This window comes from uncultured Shimia sp. (assembly GCF_947498095.1).
In the GTDB taxonomy this organism is placed as follows: domain Bacteria; phylum Pseudomonadota; class Alphaproteobacteria; order Rhodobacterales; family Rhodobacteraceae; genus Shimia.
In genome coordinates this window covers 532,202-554,160 of sequence record NZ_CANMJE010000001.1, presented here as the reverse complement: position 1 = coordinate 554,160, position 21,959 = coordinate 532,202, and the positions used below count along the sequence as shown (strand labels likewise).

The following is a 21,959-nucleotide window of genomic DNA, read 5'->3' as shown; positions in this document are numbered from 1 at the left end:
GCAATCGCTAGCTCCGGACGGCGCCCCAAACGGTGCGGGTACTCAGCTCTTTGTTAGGTTCAAAACCGGCCCCGCGCAAAATCCGCTTACAGCGCTTCATTCCGTCGATGCCGTACCGGTCAGGATGAAATTCGATCACCACGGTGCGCAAACCGCTCAGGTCTGCGTTCTCGAGAAAGTCCAGTTCGCCACCTTCGATATCCATTAGCAAGAAGGTTGGCTTGTAACTCTCGCAAATCTCGGACCACGCAAACGTCGGCACTTCGACCGAGGGGCGGGGCTTGTCCGGTCGGTCAAACAATGAAGAACCAAGGTAGCAGCCATAGATATGAAATCGGATTGTCTCGGGCAGATCATCCTCGGTCAGCACGACGTTGTTGCTCACACGAGCACGCGGACCCAGGTCGTTTAAGCCGTAAATCTCTTCGATGTGAGGGATGAGATTTGGATTGGCCTCGAATGACCAAAGCTCGACCGTTGGTTTGCTGTAGGCCAAGTATCCGCCCACAACGCCCAGACCAGCCCCCATCTCAATAATCCGATCATCTTCGCGCAGAAGTGCCGTGCCCGCCTCGAGCTCTTTACGCTCGTACTTACCGTCTTCAAATCGGTGGCCCGTTCCCTCTTTGATGTATCGCGACTTGGGGATTTTGAACCCATTAAAAACTGCGGCGACTTCAGACTCTTGTGTCATGCCCTATACTTCTTTCAATACGTCAAACTGCGCGGTTGGGTGAGGTTTCTGCTTAAGAAAATCGGCTTGCATGGAGCTAACCCTCTGCCTGTTTCTGTGCTGGGTGAAGCTCAAAGGCCACGTCCCGAACCGTATCCGTCGCAAGTTGCATGATGTCCTTTTGTTCCGTCGCGTCTGTGATCAGGTTGCTCTCTTTTTCAAAATCTACGGTGTCGTTGAACAACCCTTCGACATCGTATCCACTGAACTGAGACAACGCACGATTGTCTTGACGGAATTCCTCTAGGAACGCCTTTCGTTCTGTCGCATCCATAATGTCTTTGGACCTGAACAGGCTGGGCACTCTTTGGTGGATTTCGCTGATCGTGCTTCGTCGATGATAGGGCGAAGCGAACTCTTGTAACGACAAGGCGATGGCAAGCTCTTTGGAAGGCGTTACATTGATGGATTTTTTGGGTTCATCCGCCTCTGGCTGATAGTCTACGCCTAGGAAACTCATAAAGTCCGCCACGATATCGCCGTTCAGCAATTCGCGGCGGTCATAGGGGCGGCAAGTGATTTTTGTGCCCGGAAAGTTCTTCTGAACCCGCTTGATGTACTTCATGAAGAAGCCGTTTTTTTTGCGCGCCGCAATAAAACTATCCAGTTCACCTTTGTAATGCCCGCTTTTCAGTTTCTGTTTGGCCATTGCCTCAAGAAACAGGTCCTGTCGGCGGACGTAAAACACGATCTCAGCCTTGCCGGGATACCGTTCCTCAAAGAGGGTCATCAACGCTTTGGTTGGGCGAATACCATAGGCAATTTCTGTGGAAATAAGGATCGTCGATTGCTCACTTTGACCAATCTCGCGCAACGTCTTGCGCCTTACTTTCTTGGCCTCTTCCCCTCCGCGATTGAGCATTTGGATCAACCTGTTGTGGCTGACCGATGCCCGAAAGGATTTTAGATACCGGATTCCCTCTTTGGCCAGCACCTCTTCCTGAGCGACCAGCGCTGTCTGCAGGGATGTCGTCCCCGTCTTCGGGGTGCCAACATGAAGGATAATCCTCTCAACGGTCATGGAATGCACCTCGTGAACATCGCGTTGTGTCGGTCAAATGGCAGTCAAAAATACCCATTAGGACCCAACCTTTACCGAGGTGGCCCCGACCTGGCGCAGTTGTCCGTTGCGATTTAGAATTGCTGTTTCCCGCAGAGCATCCATTTCTTGTGAATTTGGCAAGTCCGGTTTGAAATCGGACGGCACATATCCTGCGTCCGCCAATTGCTGAAAAACGCTTACAAAATCAAGTTCGCCGACAGAGCGCATGTCAATTTTGTTTTTATCGTTAGAAATCCAGTCATGCTTCAGAGCGTCGATACCGTCGACTTCAACGCCACAAAAGGCGCGGAACTGCTGACGGTAGTCATCAATATTTGCGGTCGAACGGCGCTTGATCATTGCAACTGAGCCACCGGGCGCCATGACGAATGGCACAAGGTGCAAAGCTGAGCCGTCTAACGCCACAATTCTGCGCGCGGCCTTGTAGCGGGCCAGTTGCACTTCGATCGGATGCTTTTCAGGGTAAAACACATCATAGCCAAGACGCGCCAAGTTTCGTTCGATCACCTGCTCACCGATGATCTGTCCCAGATGCGAGCGCAATTTGGACCGAGACACATAAAGATCTGGCGGCCCTTCCGGTTTGACCTTGGTCATCAAGCGCGACTGAAAGAACTGCCGATAGGCTGGAGAACCAGCAAACCTGTTCACCCACCCGAACCCAATCTCCGGCACCAGCAGTCTCTCAACCCGCATGGTAGACCCAAAAGATTGAACCGGCATATCGATGTCCAAGAGATGAAAAAACGTCTTGTACTTTTCGATGACAGTGTGCTGCCCCGGTTCAACCTCTCCAAAGGGAACGTACAAGATACTGTCCGGGCGAACGCCGATATGATCCAGCGCCCAAAGTCGGCTGGTGGACTCAACCAGAAAATGACCAAAATGGCCGCGGAAATGACCGGCAAACAAATGCGTCCCGGGCAACGGCTCAATCACCTCACCTTGTTCGATCGTCGGCGCTCTGGATGCCAGCCTGTTCATGATCCAGGTCTGTGACATTTCACACCAAGCCCCCTCAGAGGTCAGCACACCAAAAGCGTGTTTCGCCTTTGGGGCGGTTTGGGGAACAACCAACGCATTAACCAACGATACAATTTCACCAGAAAATGGTGCTTCCGGAGGCGGGTCAGAGGCCACAAAACTATGATCGCTTTCTAACTTTGCCTCCTCCTCAAACCTTTGGCTGACACGGTTCAAGTATCGGCGCATTCTTGGGTTATCTGTCTTTAGGCTGCGCGCTGTCGCCAGCAAGAGTTTTTGGTGCCCTTGAGCATGGGCAGCCCCGAACAATCCACGCAACCATCGCAATTCACTACGACGAGTCCGGAGTTGGCGAAAAAATCCTGCGCGATCAAAGTTATCTTCTGCAACGCCTTTGAAGATGAGAGGCAAAGCATCCAGATGTTTGAGCAACCGAATGGCTTGGTGCCCCATATGGCGGGCGTGGATGAATTGGACGTTGTCTCCCGCAAGCCGCGCAGCGTGCGCCTTGTCCTCTGGCACATGCGGGTCATAGACAATGGTTACATCTGACGCATGCTCGAACGACCCGGCTGCATCAAGATGTGCGGGCGCGGTCCAGTCAATGAGTTTCTGTGCTCTCTTATAGCGCTTTTCAAAGGGAACGATCTCAGGCGCCAAGGTGCTTTGCGGGCTAAAGGCCAACACGGCTGCACCCGGTACAAGGGATGAATAAGTCAGCGCCGCAAATCCGCCCATCGAGGTGCCAATGAAAAGAATTCTGCGGAAACCTTCAAACACCCCGGCCTCCCGCAGCTCTGTCAAAAGGCGCGGCGCATCGTCGTTCCGATACCAGTCCTTGCGGTGGGCAATCAGGCCAAGGATCGAGTAGTTCTGTTTAAGGGCATTACCGTAGAACCAAGGGTGAGGCAGCTCATGCTCGCCAACCGTTGCCAGATTATAAAACGAGACAATCAGAATATCCGAGCCTCGCTCAAACCAGGCATCGGTATGTTCGCCTGCCAGGAAAAAGGCATCAAGCCCGGCCGCCTCAGATGCTGAGGCGATCTCAATCGGTCGGGTGACACTTGGCGTCGGGGACATCTGGAATACTTGCCTGCTGATACCGTTCTGTTGCTGAACGATTTTTTTACTCGTTTACCACTTTGCCAATCAACATACAGGCTATTCTAACTCTGTGTACATCGTGACTTTTCCGCAGGCATGATCAAAAAATCAAAACGTGGTGTCAAGGCGAAGCCCGTGTCGATCTGATTACGGGAATTGACAGGTGCCAGAGTTGCGCGCGCCAACTATGGCTCCACCTTCCTTCAAACCCCGTTTCGATCTATCTCAACATTTTGTTGGCGACCCCGGCAGGATTCGAACCTGCAACCTGCCCCTTAGGAGGGGGCTGCTCTATCCAGTTGAGCCACGGGAGCACGACCACGTTGCGATGTCATGCACTGCCTCCACACGCACGTTCAACCACGCAGAAGTGCCCATGTTGTCAGTGAGTTGAGTGTCGCATGCAGTGTCATTAAGTGCAACACGCGACATGTTCAACAGCGCACGTGACATGCAAGGCAAACACACGATGTGATCGGCCAAACAAGGTCAGAAGTGCAGCGCACTGCAGCGGAAGTGCAGCGGAAGAACCAGAGCACCTGTGACCGATCCTCTCTGGACTTCAGCAACACTCCCCCGCCCAGAACCAAAACACCGTTCCCTGTGCGGTGGCCCTGCAGGGGTGATGTCATGCGTCCCCCTGTATGGCTGTTATCTGATCCCACTTATCCAACCTGTCCAACATTTCTCTTTAGTTTAGTTTGAAGGCACCACGGCTAGTAACGAACTAGGCCACCTCTTTTAAAGCAAACCTCAGAGCGAGGTTGCCTAGGTTGGATAGGTTGGATCATGCTTCCAGCGTCCGGTAATCTTATTGTAGGAGACATCCTAGAAGATCGGTCGGCTGTCTGCTTCGAGCCCAGTGCGGACCCTGGTCAGGTCGCAGCGAACGTCAGCTTTGCGGCTGGTTTCTCGAAACTCATCACAAGACAAAAGTTCTGAGAAGATGGTTTCGAGAGGCAGTATTGCGATACCGAATCGGCCAAGTGAATGCGGTGTTGCCGCAAGAAATCGTGAATTGCGGAAACGATCGTTTTTGACTTTGCCAGACAGACCAGACAATTATTATCAAGCTGTCTGACTACCTTGACTTTCCATGTGATATTAAAAGCGGAAGCCGGCCTACAGAATACCAAGTATAAGGATGAGGTTTCGTATTTTTTCTGTCTTATAAGTTGAATCTCAACCTCAGCCCGAACACCAGAGGATCATCATCGGTGAAGCCGGGATTGTTCAGATACTGGACATCTGCCGTAAGCGCGAGGTTGTCGGAAATATCCAGACGGTAAAATGCTTCGACTGTAGTCTGTGTATCGAGACTTGGATCGGTTGGATCGGCGACTGTCACGCCAAACCCGAACAAGTCGTCATACAATCCGGGGCGCCACATGACACCGGCATTGACGGCACGTTTCGCAATCGACGCATCGCCATCTGACCAACCAAGACGGCCGAACAGCATGACACTCTCGTTTAGGGTTACATTCCCCGAAAGTATTGCTCCGTGACCGCCGGGTACGCCTGCGTCTTCTCTGTCGTCCACATGGAAAACTCCCAAATGGACGTTTGTGAGGTATCGCTGGTCTCTTGCGGGCGTCCAGCCGATCTCACCGTAAGTGAAAAACTCCGAGCCACCTGGAAACCATTCCACATCAGTGAGCGACCCATTTGCATCGCTGACGACGCCAAGCGCGTAAATCTGGTCGGTTATGTATCCGCCGCCTGCAATTCCAAAGCCGGGGTCGGGAATGGGAAGCACAGGACTAAAGAGGATCGAAAAATTCGAAAAGGTCGTGCGCGGGTTCACATAGCCAAGGATATCCGAATAGTCGCCGGGATCGATGCGACCTGCCACAAAGCCTCCGTTGATGCCCGGCAAGGCTTGCGACCAATAGGCGACCGACAGAGTTGTGTCTGTGTCGCTGAACGTCGTTCCAGTGACACCGAGATACCCGATTTCATTTGCCAGACCGCCGGGCGCGAAATCCGTACCCAAAAGGTGACGGTTCTCCAAGATGAAGACGAGGCTGCCCGCGTTGTCACTCCCACGATTGAGAAGTTCCCAGTTTCCGATGATCCGTGCCTGACCGGATGCGGCCTCATCATTGCCATTCAGACTGTCCGACGAGTTTTGGTAAAGCGCTTGATAATCGAAGGAAAGGTTCAGTCCCGTTCGCTCGGCAAAAGCTTCGCGAGATTGTTCGAACGGATCAAAAAATCGATCCAGCCCCGGCAATCTGGAGTTTTCAAGCCGCCTGAGCCTGTCCTGTTCCAATTGGGCCTGAGCCGACGCTGGCCCCCCAAGCGATGCGGTGGCTGCTGCCTCCAGTTGCCGTTGCACGCTGCTCTCTTGGGCAGATGTCCCGGATGCGATGGCAAGCACTCCTGCGCACACGCTCATTGTCTGTTTTATTCGTGCCATTGCAGCTCTCACAGAGGGATTTCGTCTCATGGTGTTCTTTCTGAATTTTGTGCCACTACTTCAAATCGTCCTGCGCCTTGATCTCGGGCACGCGTGATAGCGCTTCGGCCATGTCTGCGCTGCTCATCAATTCGATCATCTGGTAGTCATCCAGCAAGCCATCACCCAGACGGCTAACGTAAAACGCCTGAATGAACGTGGGATCGTTCGGCAGAGAAACGGTGATATAGTTTTTTCCGTTTCCGAGGCCCCAATAGTAACTCAAAAGTTCGCCGCCGAGCGCTTCGATCCCGCCTTTAACGCTAGCCGCACGGTCGCCGGGATTTGCGATCTGCATCTCCCACGCGGCACTGTTGGACGTTCCAATGAACAGAAACGTACGCATGTTTTGGTTGTCTTCTGCAGTGGCCCATGTGGCGGAGCCCGCAAAAAGAGCCCCCAGCACAAAACGTTTCATAGTACGCCCTTTCTATAATTTTATTTATCGTTTCTCAGTTTGAGAATGACCGTTTCGCCTTAACTTGTTGGGGAGGCCCGCCGCCCGCTCGTTTTTTGAACCAGAATGCTCAGCAGTGAATGATCGCCTTACCGCAGGTTGATCGAAGGTTTGCACGTCCGAAACATCCATCGAGAAAGTTGCGTTCATCGAAACGACGCCGTCGACCACCATCATTCGTTCTTTGGTTTGTTGAATCTGGATCTGGCCCGTCACGACAATAGGTTCATGCATCTTGGTTGCATTCCAGCCATTGGTCAGACGCAAGCGAACCATCTGGTTTGGCGGTGGTGGAGGTACGTGGCTGCACATCCCCCGCTCAGGAACCAGATAGCCCATGGGCGTGCCATCCTCTGCTGCGGGTGCCGGGATTACAAATCCACCTAGTTTGATGATCGCCCCGTCTTTCGCAGGGTTTCCGGCCTCTCGTGCCAGCTTTCTCCGGTCGGCGATAACCCACCTTTGGGAAATAAGCCAATCGGCATCCACACCTTCGTCGGAAAGGGATTTCTTGACCTCGGCCAGCGTCTCCGCAGCATCTGCCGGCGGGTTTTCTCCTTCCAATTCAGATTGCAATTTCACCACCTGCCGCAAGCCGTCGATCTGTTCGTAACTCAGATCACGGAAAGGGTCCTCGTAGGATTGAACGCCTTGGTCGATTAGGTCAGTCCAATTGATCTGCGCAACCTCTGCAAAAAGCGGGTTTCCTGCAATAATAACAGCAAGGGCAGAAATGAATTGGCGCATGTTAGGTTCTCGCTTTTTTGGTTTCCGGGGCTGCCAGCCAACTTGGAAAGCTGGCTGGAGATTTCAATGAACTCTCTTCCCGTCCATCCAGGTTTGCTCCACTTCGATTTCGCTGATTTGTTCGGCGGCTACTTCGCGGGGGTTTTGGGCAAGGATCACGAAATCGGCCAGTTTGCCGACCTCAAGACTGCCGATCTCTTCTTCGGACAAGAGTTGAAATGCCGGAACGCTTGTAACCGCCCGCAGCGCCATATCGACCGAGGCTCTTTCATGTTCGCCAAGTACTGTCTCCGGGTCCGTAAAAAGGGATCTTGTGACTGCAGCTTCGACCATTTCCAGAGGAGAAAGAACTGAGACTGAATAATCTGTGTGCAAAGAATAGGGCACACCGGCCCTCTCAAAGCTGCCAGTGCGATCCAGTTTTACCGCTTTTTCAGGGCCGAACACGGTATCCCGGAACGCTCCTCCCCAGTAGAGTACGTGTGCAATCAAGAAAGAACACGAGATGTCCAGTTCTTTGAGCTTGGCGATCTGATCGTCTTCGGTGATCGAGCAATGTTCAATACGCGGTCGAACAACATCAACGCCTTCTGCACGGGCTCTTTCGACCGCAGCGATGATGTTGTCGATGGACGCATTCCCATTTCCGTGCATGGCCATCTGACCGCCGCGTCTTGTTCCGTCATATACCGCAAAGTTGATGTCGTTCTGGAGCATATAAGCGAGCCCGTAGTTATCCGAATTCAGATAGGGTTCGCGTTGCAGCCCAGTGTATGCCTGATTTGATCCATCTGCCGAAATCTTCCAGCCGACGACCCGCGCCATGGCATCACCCTTCCCAGGTTCAACGCCCGCTTCGTCCCAAGCGTCGAGCTCTGCCCATTGAAGATAGCTACGTGTACGAATTGGAAACTCAGCGTCAGCACCGAGAGCTTCAAAGACCTCCCAATCTCCGGGATTGGCAACCCCGGCCACGCCAACTGCTGTCAGCCCTTTTGTCGCCCAATCCTGAGCGATTGCCTTTGTGCCTTCGACGCGGTCGTAATTTTGATAAGGCTCAATAACGGACAACGCACCGAACAAAAGCGCCCCACCGGACAAGTTTCCGTCTGGACGACCGTCGTCGAACCGCCCGAATTGTGCACCCTCGGGATCTGGCGCGTCGTCAGTCACCCCCATCAAGTCCAACACAAAAGAATTTACGGTCATCTTGTGGCCACCCGCTTGCCAGATGACCATCGGCGTGTCGGGCGCGATTGAATCCAAATGATCCCGGGTAACAAGGCCATCGGCAAAGGATTGCGTTGCCAGATCGAGGTTCACGAACAATGCCCAATCGGAAGGTCCTTGGCCATCTGAGGCTTCTTTCATGTACTCAAGTGCCTCTTCCACTGTGGAAAAACGGTCAACTCCCACATTGTCAAAGACAGAAGAGGCACCCCCGCCAACAGGATGAGTATGCGCATCTATGAAGCCAGGCATAATCGTGCTTCCTGCCACATCAACAACCGTTGAACCTTGTCCGGCTTCAGCCATCACATCCGCTTCAGCACCGACCGCTACAATACGGTTGCCCTGAATGGCGATCGCCTGCGCCACAGAGAAACCGGCATCCATGGTCAGGATATTGGCGTTGGTGAAAACTGTCGTGTCTTGGGCTTGCGCAAGCCCAGCGGTGACGCTGAGCACTGCGGCGAGTATCGGGGATATGCGCACTGGTGTCTTCCTTCGGCAGGGGATTGCTGTTTGGCTTGTCTGCCTGCGCCAGAAAAGGTTCGATCCGGCGCAGACATTGTCAGATTTCAAAGAGCCTCCGCTTATCACTCCAGCGTGTTCTTGTAGAACTTGCCGTCCTTCATAATGACGCGGATGGTATCAAAACCTTCTTGGCGGGGTTCTGCGTCAAACCACTTTGGCTGGGCACCCAATACGGACAAGTCTTCAAGCGGGTTGCCATCGACGATCAGGATATCGGCATAGGCGCCTTCTTCAATCACGCCCAGTTTCTCGGGGTAAGGATTGCGTTGTCCTGTCAATTGCGCCAGCTCGCCCCCCGCCGATGTGGCCGAAACCAGCATGGCATAATTTCCGAACCAGTCGGCAAACTGGTACTTCTCGAAATCGCGGTGAGCACGGCCCTGATCAAGCGTTGAAAGTACTGTATCCACGTTGTGCACAATCTTGGGCTTGTACTTCTTGACCAGTTCAATGAGATCTTTGCTTTGGTCCTGAGCAACCGCGAGTTTGATACCTGCGGGCGTGCCGGGCGCAAAGTTGGGGTGCTCAAACAGGATCGGTGAGAACCCCGCGGTATTTAGAGACCAGATAATACCTTCATCTGCCATGCGCTTTACGGTTTCTTCGGTGACCATCTGGCCGTGGTCAATGACCTTCACTCCGGCATCGAGAGCCAGTTTGACAGTCTCGTCTGTATAGGCGTGTACGAACACATATGTGTCATAAAATGCGGCCGCGTCCACTGCGGCTTTGATCTCTTCCACGCTGTACCCAACGGACCAGAGGGGGTCCAATTCAGAGGAAACACCACCGCCAACCGTAAGCTTGATCTGCGTGGCGCCGAAGCTAAGGTTTCTGCGCGCGGCTGCCCTGATTTCGTCTACGCCGTCTGCGACGACCGCGAGATTAAGCTCCTCGACCTGTGTGACAGGGCCACCTTCGGCTCGGGCACGCGGGCTCCGCCAGTCCGTGTGACCGGATTGCGGACCGATGCAGGCACCGCTTGGGTAAACCCGCGGTCCGACGATTATATCCTGATCGATCAGCTTCTTCATCGCATCGCCCTGGCCGCAGGCGTCCCGAACCGTCGTGTAGCCATCCATCAGGTAATCTCGCGCGTTCGCAGCCGCCATTGCGCCAATTCCATCCCAATTGGCATATTCAGCGCCGCCAAAGCTTGTAAATAGGCCGGTCAGGTTCAGGTGAACGTGGCTGTCGATTAAACCTGGCATCAGCGTGCGTCCGTCGCCGTCGATCACGGTGGCGTCCGGCGCGTCGATGGCGTCGGTCGAAACTTCCTTAATCAGGTTACCTTCAACCAGAACGCTGGCGTTTTCGATCCGCGCCTCGTTCACGCCGTCAAAGACATGCACGTTGGTGAACAGTGTTTGAGGCAAAGCGTCCTGCGCAAACGAAACGCTCGCCGCGAATACGAACGCGCTTGCCGTCACTGCAATCTGTTTAAGCTGTTTCATCGAGTGGCCTTTCGTTCAGTGTTTTGGGTGCGCGGGATGCCGAGGTAACTTCACCCCGCGCCACACTCAGTCGAGTGTATTCTTGTAAATCACGCCGTCTTTCATGATCAGATCGAAGTTGTTCTCGTAGTCGGTCATGATCAGGGCGTCTTCGACCGGGTTTCCATCGACCAGTAGAATGTCGGCATAAGCCCCTTCTGCAATCACACCGAGCGGACCTTCGGGATAGGGATTGAGTTTGCCTGACAGGGCCAACAACTCACCGGCTTTCGACGTCGCCTGCATGAGCACCTCGTAAGAGGACCACTCCTCGAGGCGGTATTTGAACTCATCATTCTGCTTGGTCAGTGCGGCAGGGTCCCCGATAATGTCGGTCGAAAAGGCGACTTTCTCGATGCCAAACTCTTTCAGAAGCTTCATCTGATTTCTGGATCCGGCCTGAACCGCAAGAAATTTCGGCGCTGCGAGCGGGCCGAGGACTTTGACGACGGTTTCCTCATCCAGCCCCAGAAGCGAGTAATATGGGACAACCCAAACATCCGCATCCTTGATCGCTTGAGCAGACACTTCGGTCATCAATTGTGCATGATCGATACTTTGCACACCGGCTTCAATGGATCGCAGAATGCTTTCGTCATTGTAGACGTGTACAAGAACGTAAGTATCATAATCCGCCGCAGCTCTGACCGCGGCCTCCAGTTCTTCGGGCAGGTATTGCACGGTGTGCAGCGGATCCACGCTGGAGGACACACCACCGCCCGCCATGACCTTTATTTGCGATGCGCCCAGACGCAGTGCCTCCCGCGTCGCGCGCAGAACTTCTGGAACGCCGTCAGCAAGAAACTCAAGGTGCTGGTTGAAGAACGAGGGCGAGGACCCTTCGAAATTGGGATGCGGTTCCGTGTAGTGCCTGTGCTCGCCATGCCCCGAGGTCTGCGAGATCACGGGGCCGGACGGATAGATCCGCGGACCCACGGCTTTTCCGCGGTCGATGGCCTTCTGAAGCCCCATCGCTGGCCCACCCGCATCGCGGACGGAAGTAAAGCCGCGCAACAGCATCTTTTCTGCTTCCACCGTCGATGTGGCCCCCCAATACATCCAGTCGAAATTGTCCCTCAGATCCGCAATCGGTTCAGTGATGGCCATGTGCACATGCGCATCAATCAGCCCCGGCATCAGCGTCCGGCCACCGCCATCGATGATCCGAGCGTTCGCCACGGCCAAAGGCTCGGCCGAGACCTCGGCAATCAAATTGTCGACCACTAGCACATTGGCATTCTCGATCCGCTCTTCATTGACGCCGTCAAAGACGTGCACATTGGTAAAGAGGATCGGAAAGCTTTCCTCTTGTGCAAAGGCATGGGTTGAAGACAAAAGACCTGCGACAAGGGTCGTCGTCGTCAGAACTTGGGCCAGTTTCGAAATCATGGCGGCATTCCTTTCTGCGAATCAAGGAACTTGGGTTCCCAATATGAGTTTAGGGACTGAGCCAAAAATTGCCTGACATCTTGTCGGAGGTTAAAAATTAGTTTTGGCAAACTGCAAGGTTTGGCGCGTTTTCAGTAGAAATTTTTGGCACCTCCGTCCTAGTTTCAACGAAGAGGAGGCGCAATGACCGGCGAACGTATCAGGAAATCGGACAAGACACTGCCGCTCGTCAGGGCGTCCGTTGCGGGTCCTGTTGTCGCCGCCCTTCGCAAAGTGAACATCGAACCGGCGTTCGCCCTCGATCCGCTCGGACTAAATGAAGCCCAGGTGATGGACCGGCAGAATTTCGTGCCCCATGACACGGTTTACCAGATTTTTCAGGCTGTGGCCGATGCCACATCACCGGTGTTCTGCGCCACAGTCGGTCAGTCCGTCGACCTTGTTCGGTTTCTGCCACTTGGCAACATGTTGGCGGACGCGCTGACACTAGGAGACTTCTTCACAAGGTTCACGCAGGCGATTTCCAAGGAATCCAATGCTGTCACCCAATCGCTCCTTGTCGAAGACGAGCACACGTATTTCCACGCCAGACGAAACTTTGCCATTTCTGTTTCACCGGCGCAGGCCGATGCGTTTCAGGCCAGCGTCTGGATATCCCTGTTGCATCGGGTTCTGGATTTCAGATGGGACCCCCACCAGGTCATTCTGCAAGTCAACGATCCGAATGCGCTCCCCGAACAGTTTCATGGCGTCAAAGCAATCCAGTGTGCGCCGCAGGGGTTTTCGATCAGGTTTCCGTCAAACTGGCTGAGCTACCGGCTGACACAAGAGGCATTGGAAGACCCGTCAGACCTCTGGATCAAGGACAATGATCTGGCCGCGCCGCTGGATTTCCTTGCCGGACTGGAAGGACTGATACGGGTGCATTTGGCTGAACCGGAGTTTGGTGTCGATGCCTTAGCCGACCTTTGTGGCTTTCATCGCGAAACGCTTAACAACCGGCTGAAACCCTATGGTCTGACGGCCTCGCAGGTGATTGCGCGATTAAGACAGGATGCCGCTGAAAGCCATCTCATCGAAGGAAATACGTCGGTTGCCGAGATAGCTCGAAGGTTGGGTTATGCCGACCCCACAGCGTTCTCGCGAGCGTTTCGGAAATGGACCGGGATGTCCCCGGCAGCCTTCAAACGATCGCACAGGGAAGCTTAGCTCCCTACCGAATGCCGCTTCTGGAAAGCGGACATTCACCAAACGGCCGCTTGGTCCCGCTGAACGGTCGTATATCTGGATTATCTCGAACGTCCGGACCCGGCAGAAACAGTCAATCGCAGAAAACGAACAGGAGTCACCGTGCGCCACCAAGGCGTTACTGCGTCGTTTTGGGTGTTCTTTGCAGCAACCACGCAACTCAACCAGACACAGTCCGCCAATCTAAGTGTCGCGTAGCCAACTGAACTGAGGGCACGTCCATCTGCCGGTGTTCGCGAGCGGCTTCTCGCCACCTTTGATCCAGCCATTCCGCAAGTCGTATGGCTTCGCCGTAACGTCCAGTCGCCTGTAACCACGCCGCTGCGTCTCGTAAGGACATGATGACTCGGTTGTTCGAGATGCGCTTTGCGGGCGGTCCCTTACCTCTCGCTCGAGACATTCGAAGTGTGTTTGGCTTAATCCCAGTAACCCGGCAGAATTCGTGGGCATAGATTGTGCCGTCGTATCGGATCATCTGGGTCAGTGTCGGGACAGACCCGATTGAAGTGCCAGAGTGGCTCAGTGAACCCAGCTCACAACCGGTTACTTCATCGCCTACACTATCTGTTCTTGGCATCTTGCCCTCCTGCCTACGAAAGCTCTGGCTGGATCCTAACAACTGGATTTTATGATACCATCTGAAGGCTTTATTGCCATGCTGGGCTAGCCTCGATCCGACATATCCAACCTTTCCAACTTTAATTTTTTGCTAACGACTTGGGCTGGACTCTTTGAAGGCTCATACAGCACACACAGCATCCTAATCAGGTCGGAGATGTTGGATATGATGGATCGATATGAGGGGTCATTTGCATGCAACTGCAGAGCGCTGCATGCAGTGTAAGCCATTGTCCCACAATAAAAAATCTCTTGATGTGTCATGGCGTGTCGGGTAGCGTCAAGACAACCGCGTCGGATTGACCACGCCTCAGCGTGAGACCAGCGGGACGGAAGCTTCTGACGCGAGTAGCAGATGTCTCATCCCATTAACCTAGGGGGTGAGACACGTGCTGTGGCGTCGCCTCCGACCAAGGAGGTCTCTGATGAGCACCAAAGTATATTCAATCGATGAATTCTGTGAAGCGTACGGTGTTAGCCGGTCTTCGTTCTATCGACTGCGGAAGGCTGGAACAGGTCCACGCGTTGCAAGACTTGGCGGACGGGTTGTCGTGCCCGTTATCGCCGCACAAGTTTGGCTCGCCACTTTCACCGAAGCTGCAAACTAAAACAAACCCGCCACCTCGAAAGGACAGCGGGCTGAGTTTTATCCACATGAAATATAACGAAAAAGTCTTCGCTGTTCAACTTCGGTGGGCACCAGAAGGAGAACAAAATGTCGAAACTACCTGAAACTCGAGAAGAGGTCGTATTCTACATGAACCGGCGCTATGCAATTGTCCCAGTGGGCGGAAAGGTTTGTATAGTAGAGATAGTTGAAGACCCGGTACTAAAACGGAAAAGGTTCTGCTTCTTCAGCGAGAGTGGAATTCGTCTGAAGTATTCAAACCGATACATCGAAGTGTATAGACAAGGACGGTCTGAGCCTGACCATGTGAACTGGGTGGATATCTGGCTGAACAGCCAGAACCGAAAGCAGTTTCGAGGCATTTTATTCGATCCGGAGCATGGGCATAACAGTTTCCTAAATCTTTGGTTCGGCTTCTCTGTCGAACCGGGACCAGGCGACGCTTCCAGATTTCTCACCTTCGTGCGGGAGGTCATCTGTAGTTCTGACGAAAAGGCCTATCAGTATCTGATGTCGTACTTTGCGCACATGGTGCAGAAGCCACGTGAATTGCCTGGCACCGCCATTGTGCTGTTGGGGCGCCAAGGGGTCGGAAAGGGCTTTTTCATGCAACAAATGGGCGCGCTTATCGCCAACCATTACGTGCTTGCCACGCAGCCAAAACATCTCACCGGCAGTTTCAACGCGCATCTAGCCAACGCTTTGCTTGTATTTGCAGACGAAGGGTCCTTCACGCGCACTCACGCTGCAAACGTCCTGAAATCCCGTATCTCAGAGCCAACTTTCTTGATGGAGCAGAAGGGAATTGATGCCTTACCGGTCGCTAACTTCATGAGATTGGTCATCGCTAGCAATGAAGAGCACGTCATACGTGCACAGTTTGACGAACGTAGGTACGCCGTGTTGAGCGTTTCCGATGAACAGCAAGGAAATACGACCTATTTCGCCAGTATGGCTCGTTTCATGGATAGTGGCGGAAGAGCGGCCTTTATGCGGGTGCTGATGGATTGGGATTTGTCAGATGTGGAAATCAGGTCCGTGCCAAAAACGCGTGCGTTGGTAGAGCAGAAGATGCTCTCTATGAACGAACTTGAACGTTGGTGGTTTGAACGATTGCAGGCCGGAGCCTTGCCGCAAAACTCAAGTGGTTGGCCCAGTCGGCTTTCGGTTCAAAGTGTAATGAACGACTTTGAAGATTTCTGTCACGGCATGCGCGTGCGAGGCAGGAGCCTTGAAACCCAAGTCGGCAAATTCTTGAAGCGTATGGTGCCAAGTATCCAGAACACCCGTTCAGGCGGAAAACGTAGCTATGTCTTCCCTAGGTTAGCAGAGTGCCGTAAAGCCTTTGATCGTTCTACAGGCGTATCTTGGGATTGGCCTGACGACGATGTAGAGAAGTGATACAAGTCGCAGAACCAGGGCAGCGCTCCATGCGCTGCCCCCCCTAGATAATCAAGAAACGGCGCGCATGTGCAGCTTTGCAACTATGTCATCGGTCTGTAGATGAACGTATCGCTGAAGCATCTGAAGTGTTCTGTGGCCGCTGACTTGCTGGACCTCGATCAGCGATAGGCCGCGTTCAACCAGCCTGCTGATGGCTTCATGCCGCAGATCGTGAAAGCGCAGATCTTCGACGCCTGCGCGGGTTCGCAATCGTTCGAAGCCCTGCCGCACGCAATCCCCGCTAAGTGGCAGAACGCGGCCATCGGTTCGCGGCAATTCGCTAAAGATTTGCACCGCTGTCGGGCTGAGCGGCACCGTGCGCGCGTATCCGTTCTTCGTCCTCGGCAACAGCACTGTAGATCGTTGCAGATCGACATGTCGCCACTCCATAGCGAGCAACTCGCCTCTACGCATTGCAGTCTCAACTGCCAGTACAAGAAGCGGACGAAGCAACTTGTTGCGGTCTCCGTCGCAAGCCTGCATCAACCGTTGCCACTCATCAGCCTGCAAGCGTCGTTCCCGCCGATCATCGACGCGTGGACGCTTTACTTGCCGCACGACGTTCGCGGCACCGGCATCAAGCGCGTAGCCGACTGCACTCTGCAAAAGCGTCAACTCACGAACAACCGTGCTTGCAGCGACCTTCTGCAACCGCTCATCGCGCCATTTGGATACGTCCGCAACCGTCAGGCTATCCAACCGTAGGCGCGTGAAGTTCTGATGATGTTTCAACATCGCGTCGATGCACCGCTGCTCTCGGTCTCCGCTGCGATGTGTTGGCGCGACAGTATCTCTGAACTTGGCAAGGGCTAAGGCCAGCGTCCGCTTGTCAGGCGTGCCGCCTCTGCGTTGAATTAGTACACCACTCTCGGCTTGCATCTCGGTCAGGCGCGACCACTTCACCGCGTCTGCTCTCTTAGTGAAGGACTTGCTGGCGCTTCGTCCCTGATACCTTACCGTTGCCTGCCACTTACCGCTTGGTCGTTTATTAATCGTCGCCATTTCGCATCACTCCTCCGTGCGATGAAGGGCGATCTACGTGCAGCGTTGTAGCTGTTGGTGCAGCGGAGGCGCAGCGCTCGGGTCTGCTTGCGAAGCAAACAAATATATTCTTCGCACATAAGCCACTGACAAGGCTGATAGTTGTGATGGCGACCCCGGCAGGATTCGAACCTGCAACCTGCCCCTTAGGAGGGGGCTGCTCTATCCAGTTGAGCCACGGGGCCGTATCGCTTTTAAAGAGGCGGCCATCACTTCAATGCCAAAGCCGCCACACGGGGGCGTCAGAGGGAAGCAGAAACGCTCTCGAAATCAGAAGTATCTTTTGCCGCCTCAGTTGCGATTGGTCAACAGGTCGTGGCCCGAGAAACAAGACGCCGCATCCTGTTACCAATTGTTTTTGCCCGTGGATTCGGCACGTTGAGGACGAAGTGTTGGCTTCACTATCAGACTGTTTCTGGACCTCGGTCTTGACTAGTGGCTCGTCCAGATATGCGGGGGTTCTGTCTTGAGAATTGGATTGAGCTTTCGCAACCGGCGCCAAGGGCGATCCTGAAGGTCTTTGAACTCTTGGTTCGCAAGGCGCCCCGCGCTTTCAGCAGGCTTAGATCCTTTTGTTACCGCAGAGGGTTCAAACTCTCAGTCGCGGTTATCCAGTTCAGTCAATGCTCATCCATTCCCCTTCATGGCGAATCCGGTGACGGATTGAATTTGACTGGCCCAACGTTTGTTCAATGAAACATCCCTTCTTTGCGGCCTGTATCAAATTCAGTTGCGCATCCAACGGATCCTGGCTGTCCAGAAAAACATCGATCTCAAACGACTTTGGGGCGGTTTCGTACACGCGCCCTTTAGCCTCCCAGTCCCATTGAACCCTAACGTCGACCTTGAGATCTGAAATCGTCACATCTAGGCGTTTTGCAAAGGCTCGGATTTGGGTCATCAGACAGCCTGCAAGACCACCGACAAACAAGGCGAGCGGAGGGGGCGCACTGGCGTCGCCGCCGTGAAAGGCGCCTTCATCGGTGGCCAGTTCAAAACGCTCTTCAAAGGGTTTGACCATGCGCACGTCAAGCTCATTGCGCATTTTGCCAACAGCCTGGCCGGTGCAATTGAATTGCACCACGGCCCGCTGGGGCATCTCGTCTTGTGTGAGGCTCATCAAAGCTCCTTTCGTGTTGTAAGGCAGTTAAAAGGCGACGTTGTCACCACCCTTAAGGCCCAGAATTTTCCGGGCTTCGTCAGGTGTGGCCACCTCATTTCCCTGATCTCGCAGGATTCCCACGACTTTTTCCACCTGCTGGGCGTTGGATTTGGCCAGAACACCCCTGTCAATGAACAAAGAGTCTTCAAGCCCGACACGAACGTGCCCGCCCATCTGCGCAGCGGCGGCCGCCATTTTCAACTGGGCCGCTCCGGCGCCAATCACGGACCATTGATAGGTATCTCCAAACAGACGGTCTGCGGTTTCCTTCATGTATTTCATATGCTCCAGCTCGGCCGGAATTCCACCGAGAATGCCCATCACGAATTGCAGAAAGATCGGCGCCTTGAACATGCCCTGCTTGAGACAGAAGGCCAGATTGTGCAGGTGTCCAACGTCGTAGCATTCATGCTCGAACTTGGCATTGTGCGGGTCACCACCCATCTGGTCGGCGACCAGCTTGATATCAGCAAAGGTGTTGCGGAAGATGCCGCTCTCAGTGGCGCGGATGTAAGGTTCTTCCCAATCGTATTTCCATGTCTCATAGCGATTTGCCAATGGATGAATTGAAAAGTTCAGCGAACCCATGTTCATCGAACACATTTCCGGCGAAAAGGCCGTGGCCGGGGCCAGACGGTCTTCGATGCTCATCGTGATACTGCCGCCGGTTGAGATGTTCACAATGGCATCCGTCTCGGCCTTGATGCGCTTCAGCATCTCGGTGAAGTGCTCGGGGTTGATCGAGGGCATGCCATTATCTGGATTGCGCCCATGTAGGTGCAAAATAGTGGCCCCGGCATGGGCTGCTTCGATTGCCTGCTCTGCAATGCGTTCCGGCGTATGTGGCAACGCATCTGACATGGTTGGCGTGTGAATAGCTCCGGTGATGGCGCAGGTGACGATGGTCTTTTGCATGGGTTACTCCTCAAAGATGGCGACCGCGCGGGTGAACCCGGCACTGGCGTTCTTGATTTTGTAAGGGAAGCAGGAAATCTCGAAGCCTGTCGCAGGTAACGTGTCCAGCGCGGTCAGTTTTTCCATGTGGCAATAGCCAATCTCCATTGAGGCACGATGGCCTTCCCAGATGATTTTGGCATCTCCGCTCTTGGCATACTCCTGAGCCGTCAGCGCAAAGGGAGCATCCCAGCTCCAGGCGTCAGTTCCGGTCACGCGGACGCCGCGTTCAAGCAGGTACATCGTGGCTTCACGCCCCATGCCACAGCCCTTGATCAGATAGTCCGGCTCTCCATACCTCGCGCCAGCTGAGGTGTTTACAACAACGATATCAAGCGGTTGAAGATCATGGCCAATACGCGCCAACTCGGCCTCAACGTCGGCAGCCGTGACCACGTAGCCATCCTCAAAGTGTCGAAAGTCCAGCTTGACCCCGGGGTTGAGACACCACTCCAGGGGCACCTCGTCGATGGTGATCGCGCGCTCGCCGTTGCTCATGGTCGAATGGTGGTGATAGGGCGCATCCAGATGGGTGCCGTTGTGGGTGGCAATGGTCAATCGCTCGACGGCCCAGCCTTCGCCACCGGGCAAGTCTTCTTTCTTGAGGCCCGGAAAGAAGGCCATGACCTGCTCGGCGGTCTGCTCGTGGGTCATGTATTCAATCTCGGGCAGCATGATCGGCGGGTCGCTGACGATTCCAGCCTCGAGTGGCACCGAAAGATCAACAAAGCGACGGGACATGGGAGGGCTCCTTTCCTAAATGAGCGCGGTGGCAAGTTGGGGGAAGACCAGAACAAGGCCGAGCAAGACAAGCATCAGCAGCGCAAAGGGTGCAGCACCAAAGAATATGTCTCCGATGGTGATGTTGGGATCATCCAACGCGGATTTGATGACAAACACAGATATGCCGAAGGGGGGCGTCAGCAGGCCAATCTCGACCGCAATTATGGTGAGGATGCCGAACCAGATCAGGTCAACCTGCATCGACGCCAGAACGGGCAGCATCAGTGGCACAAGGATCAGCATGATCGATGACGAGTCGAGGATCGTTCCCATGACGATCACAAGTCCAACATAAGCCAGAATAACACCCCAGTAGCCAATATCGGCCGTGGCAACAAAGTTGCCAAATTCAGCGGGAACACCCGACAGCGCCAACATGCGGGAATACATCTGTGCGGCGATTATCAGAAAGCAGATTGACGCGGTGACAAGCCCCGTGTCGTTCAGAACCTCCCAGAAGTCTTTCAGCGTAAGCGAGCGTCGCGCCAATCCGATCAGGATGGCTCCGAGACATCCGACGGCTCCAGCCTCGATCGGGGTGAAGAAGCCCGTGTAAAGGCCTCCCAAAACCAATCCGATCAATAGGGCCAGCGGCAAGCCTTTTTGGGCCAGCTCGCGGAGCGTGAGTGGCGGTGTGTCATCGGAGTCCAGATCAGATCCCAAAGCACCGGGCCTCAGGTGCGCCGTGAGCCAGATGCCAGCACCAAAGAGAATCGCAAGAAGCAGACCGGGCAGAACACCTGCGATAAAGAGGTCTCCGACGGATTGCTCTGTCAGCAAGCCATAGAGGATCAAGAGAAGCGAAGGCGGAATCAACATGCCCAGAACAGATGAGCCAGCGACTACGCCGACGGAGAACCGCGCAGAATAGCCGTGGCGTATCATCTCTGGCACTGCGATACGCGTGAAGACCGCAGCCGATGCGATGGAAATACCGGTGATCGCGGCAAAGATTGCATTGGCGCCGACCGTTCCGATGCCCAGACCGCCCTTGAGGCGACGAAACAGGTGGTTGGCGACATCGAACGCGTCCCGCCCCATGCCTGAAACCGATACGATGTAACCCATCAGCACAAACAGCGGCACAACGCCAAAGAAGTAACTGGCGATCGTCTTGCTGGCGGCAAGGGCCAACAACTTACCTGCGAGTATGGGAGACCCTTTGATAAGCCACACGCCGCCAAACGAAGACAGCATTAAGGCGAAAGGGACCCAAAGGCCCATATAGACCATGACGATCATCGCACCAAAGGACATCATGCCAATCTCAAAGGCGGTCATGACCGTGCCCCTTGCCCGACGATCAGACGCAGAAAAGCCGAAGCAGCGAACATCACCAATTGCACCAAAAGTGCCAGACATCCGATCAGGATAATAAGTTTGACCGGCCAGATCGGGGCGGTGAAATCGCCCACGGTGCCTTCGAACGTGCCACGAACCCAGGCCTTGACGAACAGGGGCTGCGAGGCAGCATAGAGCTGCCAGATCAACAGGGCCGACCCCAAGGCAAAGACGATGTCCATCACGAGCCTCAGGCGCGGAGCGCGGCGTTCGACAAAGCCAAGAACCGCTTCGGTGCGGGTCAGACGTCCTTTGCGAAAGGCCTGCGCAATCTGAAGGAAAACAATAGCGACAATCGACATCGAGACCATCTCGGGAACACCGGACACCGGACTGGCGAAAAAGTTGCGGCCGATCACGTCAAAATTGACCAGCAGCATCACCAGAAAGATCAGGACCGTGCCTGCCACATTCAATGCCACGGTCACGCCGTCGACCCCGCGTTGAAGTAACAGGAACCAGTCGGGCAGGTTAGAATTGCCTGCCTCTGGGTCGTTCGCATGATCCATTTAGGTGGTCCCTTGCCATGACTTTGAATGTGTCAGGGGC

General features: G+C 54.3%; 18 protein-coding genes and 2 tRNA genes. 3 read left to right on the top strand and 17 right to left on the bottom strand.

Features of this window, described 5'->3' with window-relative positions:
* Positions 1-7: 7 nt before the first annotated feature.
* From Q0932_RS02720 to Q0932_RS02675, 10 genes are all read right to left on the bottom strand, one after another.
* Positions 8-694 (bottom strand): FkbM family methyltransferase, encoded by a 687-nt coding sequence (locus Q0932_RS02720; RefSeq protein ID WP_299349479.1) that lies wholly within the window; start codon positions 692-694, stop codon positions 8-10.
* A 76-nt stretch (positions 695-770) separates the two neighbouring features.
* Positions 771-1,754, bottom strand: a complete 984-nt coding sequence (locus Q0932_RS02715; RefSeq protein ID WP_299349478.1) for a hypothetical protein — start codon at positions 1,752-1,754, stop codon at positions 771-773.
* 57 nt (positions 1,755-1,811) lie between these two features.
* Positions 1,812-3,863 carry a glycosyltransferase family 61 protein gene (locus Q0932_RS02710; protein ID WP_299349476.1) on the bottom strand — a complete coding sequence of 684 codons (2,052 nt, stop codon included), beginning with the start codon at positions 3,861-3,863 and terminating at the stop codon, positions 1,812-1,814.
* Between the two features lie 261 nt (positions 3,864-4,124).
* Positions 4,125-4,201 (bottom strand) — tRNA-Arg (locus Q0932_RS02705).
* An 854-nt stretch (positions 4,202-5,055) separates the two neighbouring features.
* Complete coding sequence (locus Q0932_RS02700; RefSeq protein WP_299349475.1) at positions 5,056-6,228, bottom strand: carbohydrate porin; 1,173 nt, start codon at positions 6,226-6,228, stop codon at positions 5,056-5,058.
* A gap of 136 nt (positions 6,229-6,364) precedes the next feature.
* Entirely contained in the window at positions 6,365-6,766 is a 402-nt protein-coding gene (locus Q0932_RS02695; RefSeq protein WP_299349474.1) for a hypothetical protein, read from the bottom strand.
* Between the two features lie 24 nt (positions 6,767-6,790).
* Positions 6,791-7,552 (bottom strand): DUF3299 domain-containing protein, encoded by a 762-nt coding sequence (locus tag Q0932_RS02690; protein ID WP_299349473.1) that lies wholly within the window; start codon positions 7,550-7,552, stop codon positions 6,791-6,793.
* Between the two features lie 63 nt (positions 7,553-7,615).
* Entirely contained in the window at positions 7,616-9,268 is a 1,653-nt protein-coding gene (locus tag Q0932_RS02685) for an amidohydrolase (RefSeq protein WP_299349471.1), read from the bottom strand.
* Positions 9,269-9,372: 104 nt separating this feature from the next.
* A complete protein-coding gene (locus tag Q0932_RS02680) occupies positions 9,373-10,764 on the bottom strand; it encodes an amidohydrolase family protein (RefSeq protein WP_299349470.1) in 1,392 nt (463 codons plus the stop codon).
* 66 nt (positions 10,765-10,830) lie between these two features.
* Positions 10,831-12,192: an amidohydrolase family protein gene (locus tag Q0932_RS02675; RefSeq protein WP_299349469.1), complete on the bottom strand. Its 1,362-nt coding sequence runs from the start codon at positions 12,190-12,192 to the stop codon at positions 10,831-10,833.
* 183 nt (positions 12,193-12,375) lie between these two features.
* Here Q0932_RS02675 and Q0932_RS02670 point away from each other — a divergent pair, with 183 nt between their 5' ends.
* From Q0932_RS02670 to Q0932_RS02660, 3 genes are all read left to right on the top strand, one after another.
* A complete protein-coding gene (locus Q0932_RS02670) occupies positions 12,376-13,401 on the top strand; it encodes an AraC family transcriptional regulator (RefSeq protein ID WP_299349468.1) in 1,026 nt (341 codons plus the stop codon).
* A gap of 1,082 nt (positions 13,402-14,483) precedes the next feature.
* Positions 14,484-14,666 (top strand): helix-turn-helix domain-containing protein, encoded by a 183-nt coding sequence (locus Q0932_RS02665; RefSeq protein WP_299349467.1) that lies wholly within the window; start codon positions 14,484-14,486, stop codon positions 14,664-14,666.
* Positions 14,667-14,773: 107 nt separating this feature from the next.
* The gene (locus Q0932_RS02660; RefSeq protein WP_299349466.1) at positions 14,774-16,087 is read left to right on the top strand and encodes a primase-helicase family protein; all 1,314 of its coding nucleotides are present in this window, start codon (positions 14,774-14,776) and stop codon (positions 16,085-16,087) included.
* Positions 16,088-16,138: 51 nt separating this feature from the next.
* Here Q0932_RS02660 and Q0932_RS02655 read toward each other — a convergent pair whose 3' ends face one another.
* The 7 genes from Q0932_RS02655 to Q0932_RS02625 all read right to left on the bottom strand — a co-directional run bounded on the left by Q0932_RS02655 (position 16,139) and on the right by Q0932_RS02625 (position 21,919).
* Positions 16,139-17,131, bottom strand: coding sequence for a site-specific integrase (locus tag Q0932_RS02655; RefSeq protein WP_299349464.1), 993 nt, complete (start codon positions 17,129-17,131; stop codon positions 16,139-16,141).
* Positions 17,132-17,278: 147 nt separating this feature from the next.
* Positions 17,279-17,355 (bottom strand) — tRNA-Arg (locus Q0932_RS02650).
* A gap of 431 nt (positions 17,356-17,786) precedes the next feature.
* Entirely contained in the window at positions 17,787-18,290 is a 504-nt protein-coding gene (locus tag Q0932_RS02645; protein WP_299349463.1) for an OsmC family protein, read from the bottom strand.
* A 27-nt stretch (positions 18,291-18,317) separates the two neighbouring features.
* Complete coding sequence (locus Q0932_RS02640; RefSeq protein ID WP_299349461.1) at positions 18,318-19,247, bottom strand: 3-keto-5-aminohexanoate cleavage protein; 930 nt, start codon at positions 19,245-19,247, stop codon at positions 18,318-18,320.
* A 3-nt stretch (positions 19,248-19,250) separates the two neighbouring features.
* Positions 19,251-20,027: a cyclase family protein gene (locus Q0932_RS02635; RefSeq protein WP_299349459.1), complete on the bottom strand. Its 777-nt coding sequence runs from the start codon at positions 20,025-20,027 to the stop codon at positions 19,251-19,253.
* Between the two features lie 15 nt (positions 20,028-20,042).
* Positions 20,043-21,350 (bottom strand): TRAP transporter large permease, encoded by a 1,308-nt coding sequence (locus Q0932_RS02630; protein ID WP_299349457.1) that lies wholly within the window; start codon positions 21,348-21,350, stop codon positions 20,043-20,045.
* Positions 21,347-21,919, bottom strand: coding sequence for a TRAP transporter small permease (locus Q0932_RS02625; RefSeq protein WP_299349454.1), 573 nt, complete (start codon positions 21,917-21,919; stop codon positions 21,347-21,349). The genes Q0932_RS02630 and Q0932_RS02625 overlap by 4 nt, the downstream gene beginning before the upstream one ends.
* Positions 21,920-21,959 lie beyond the last annotated feature (40 nt).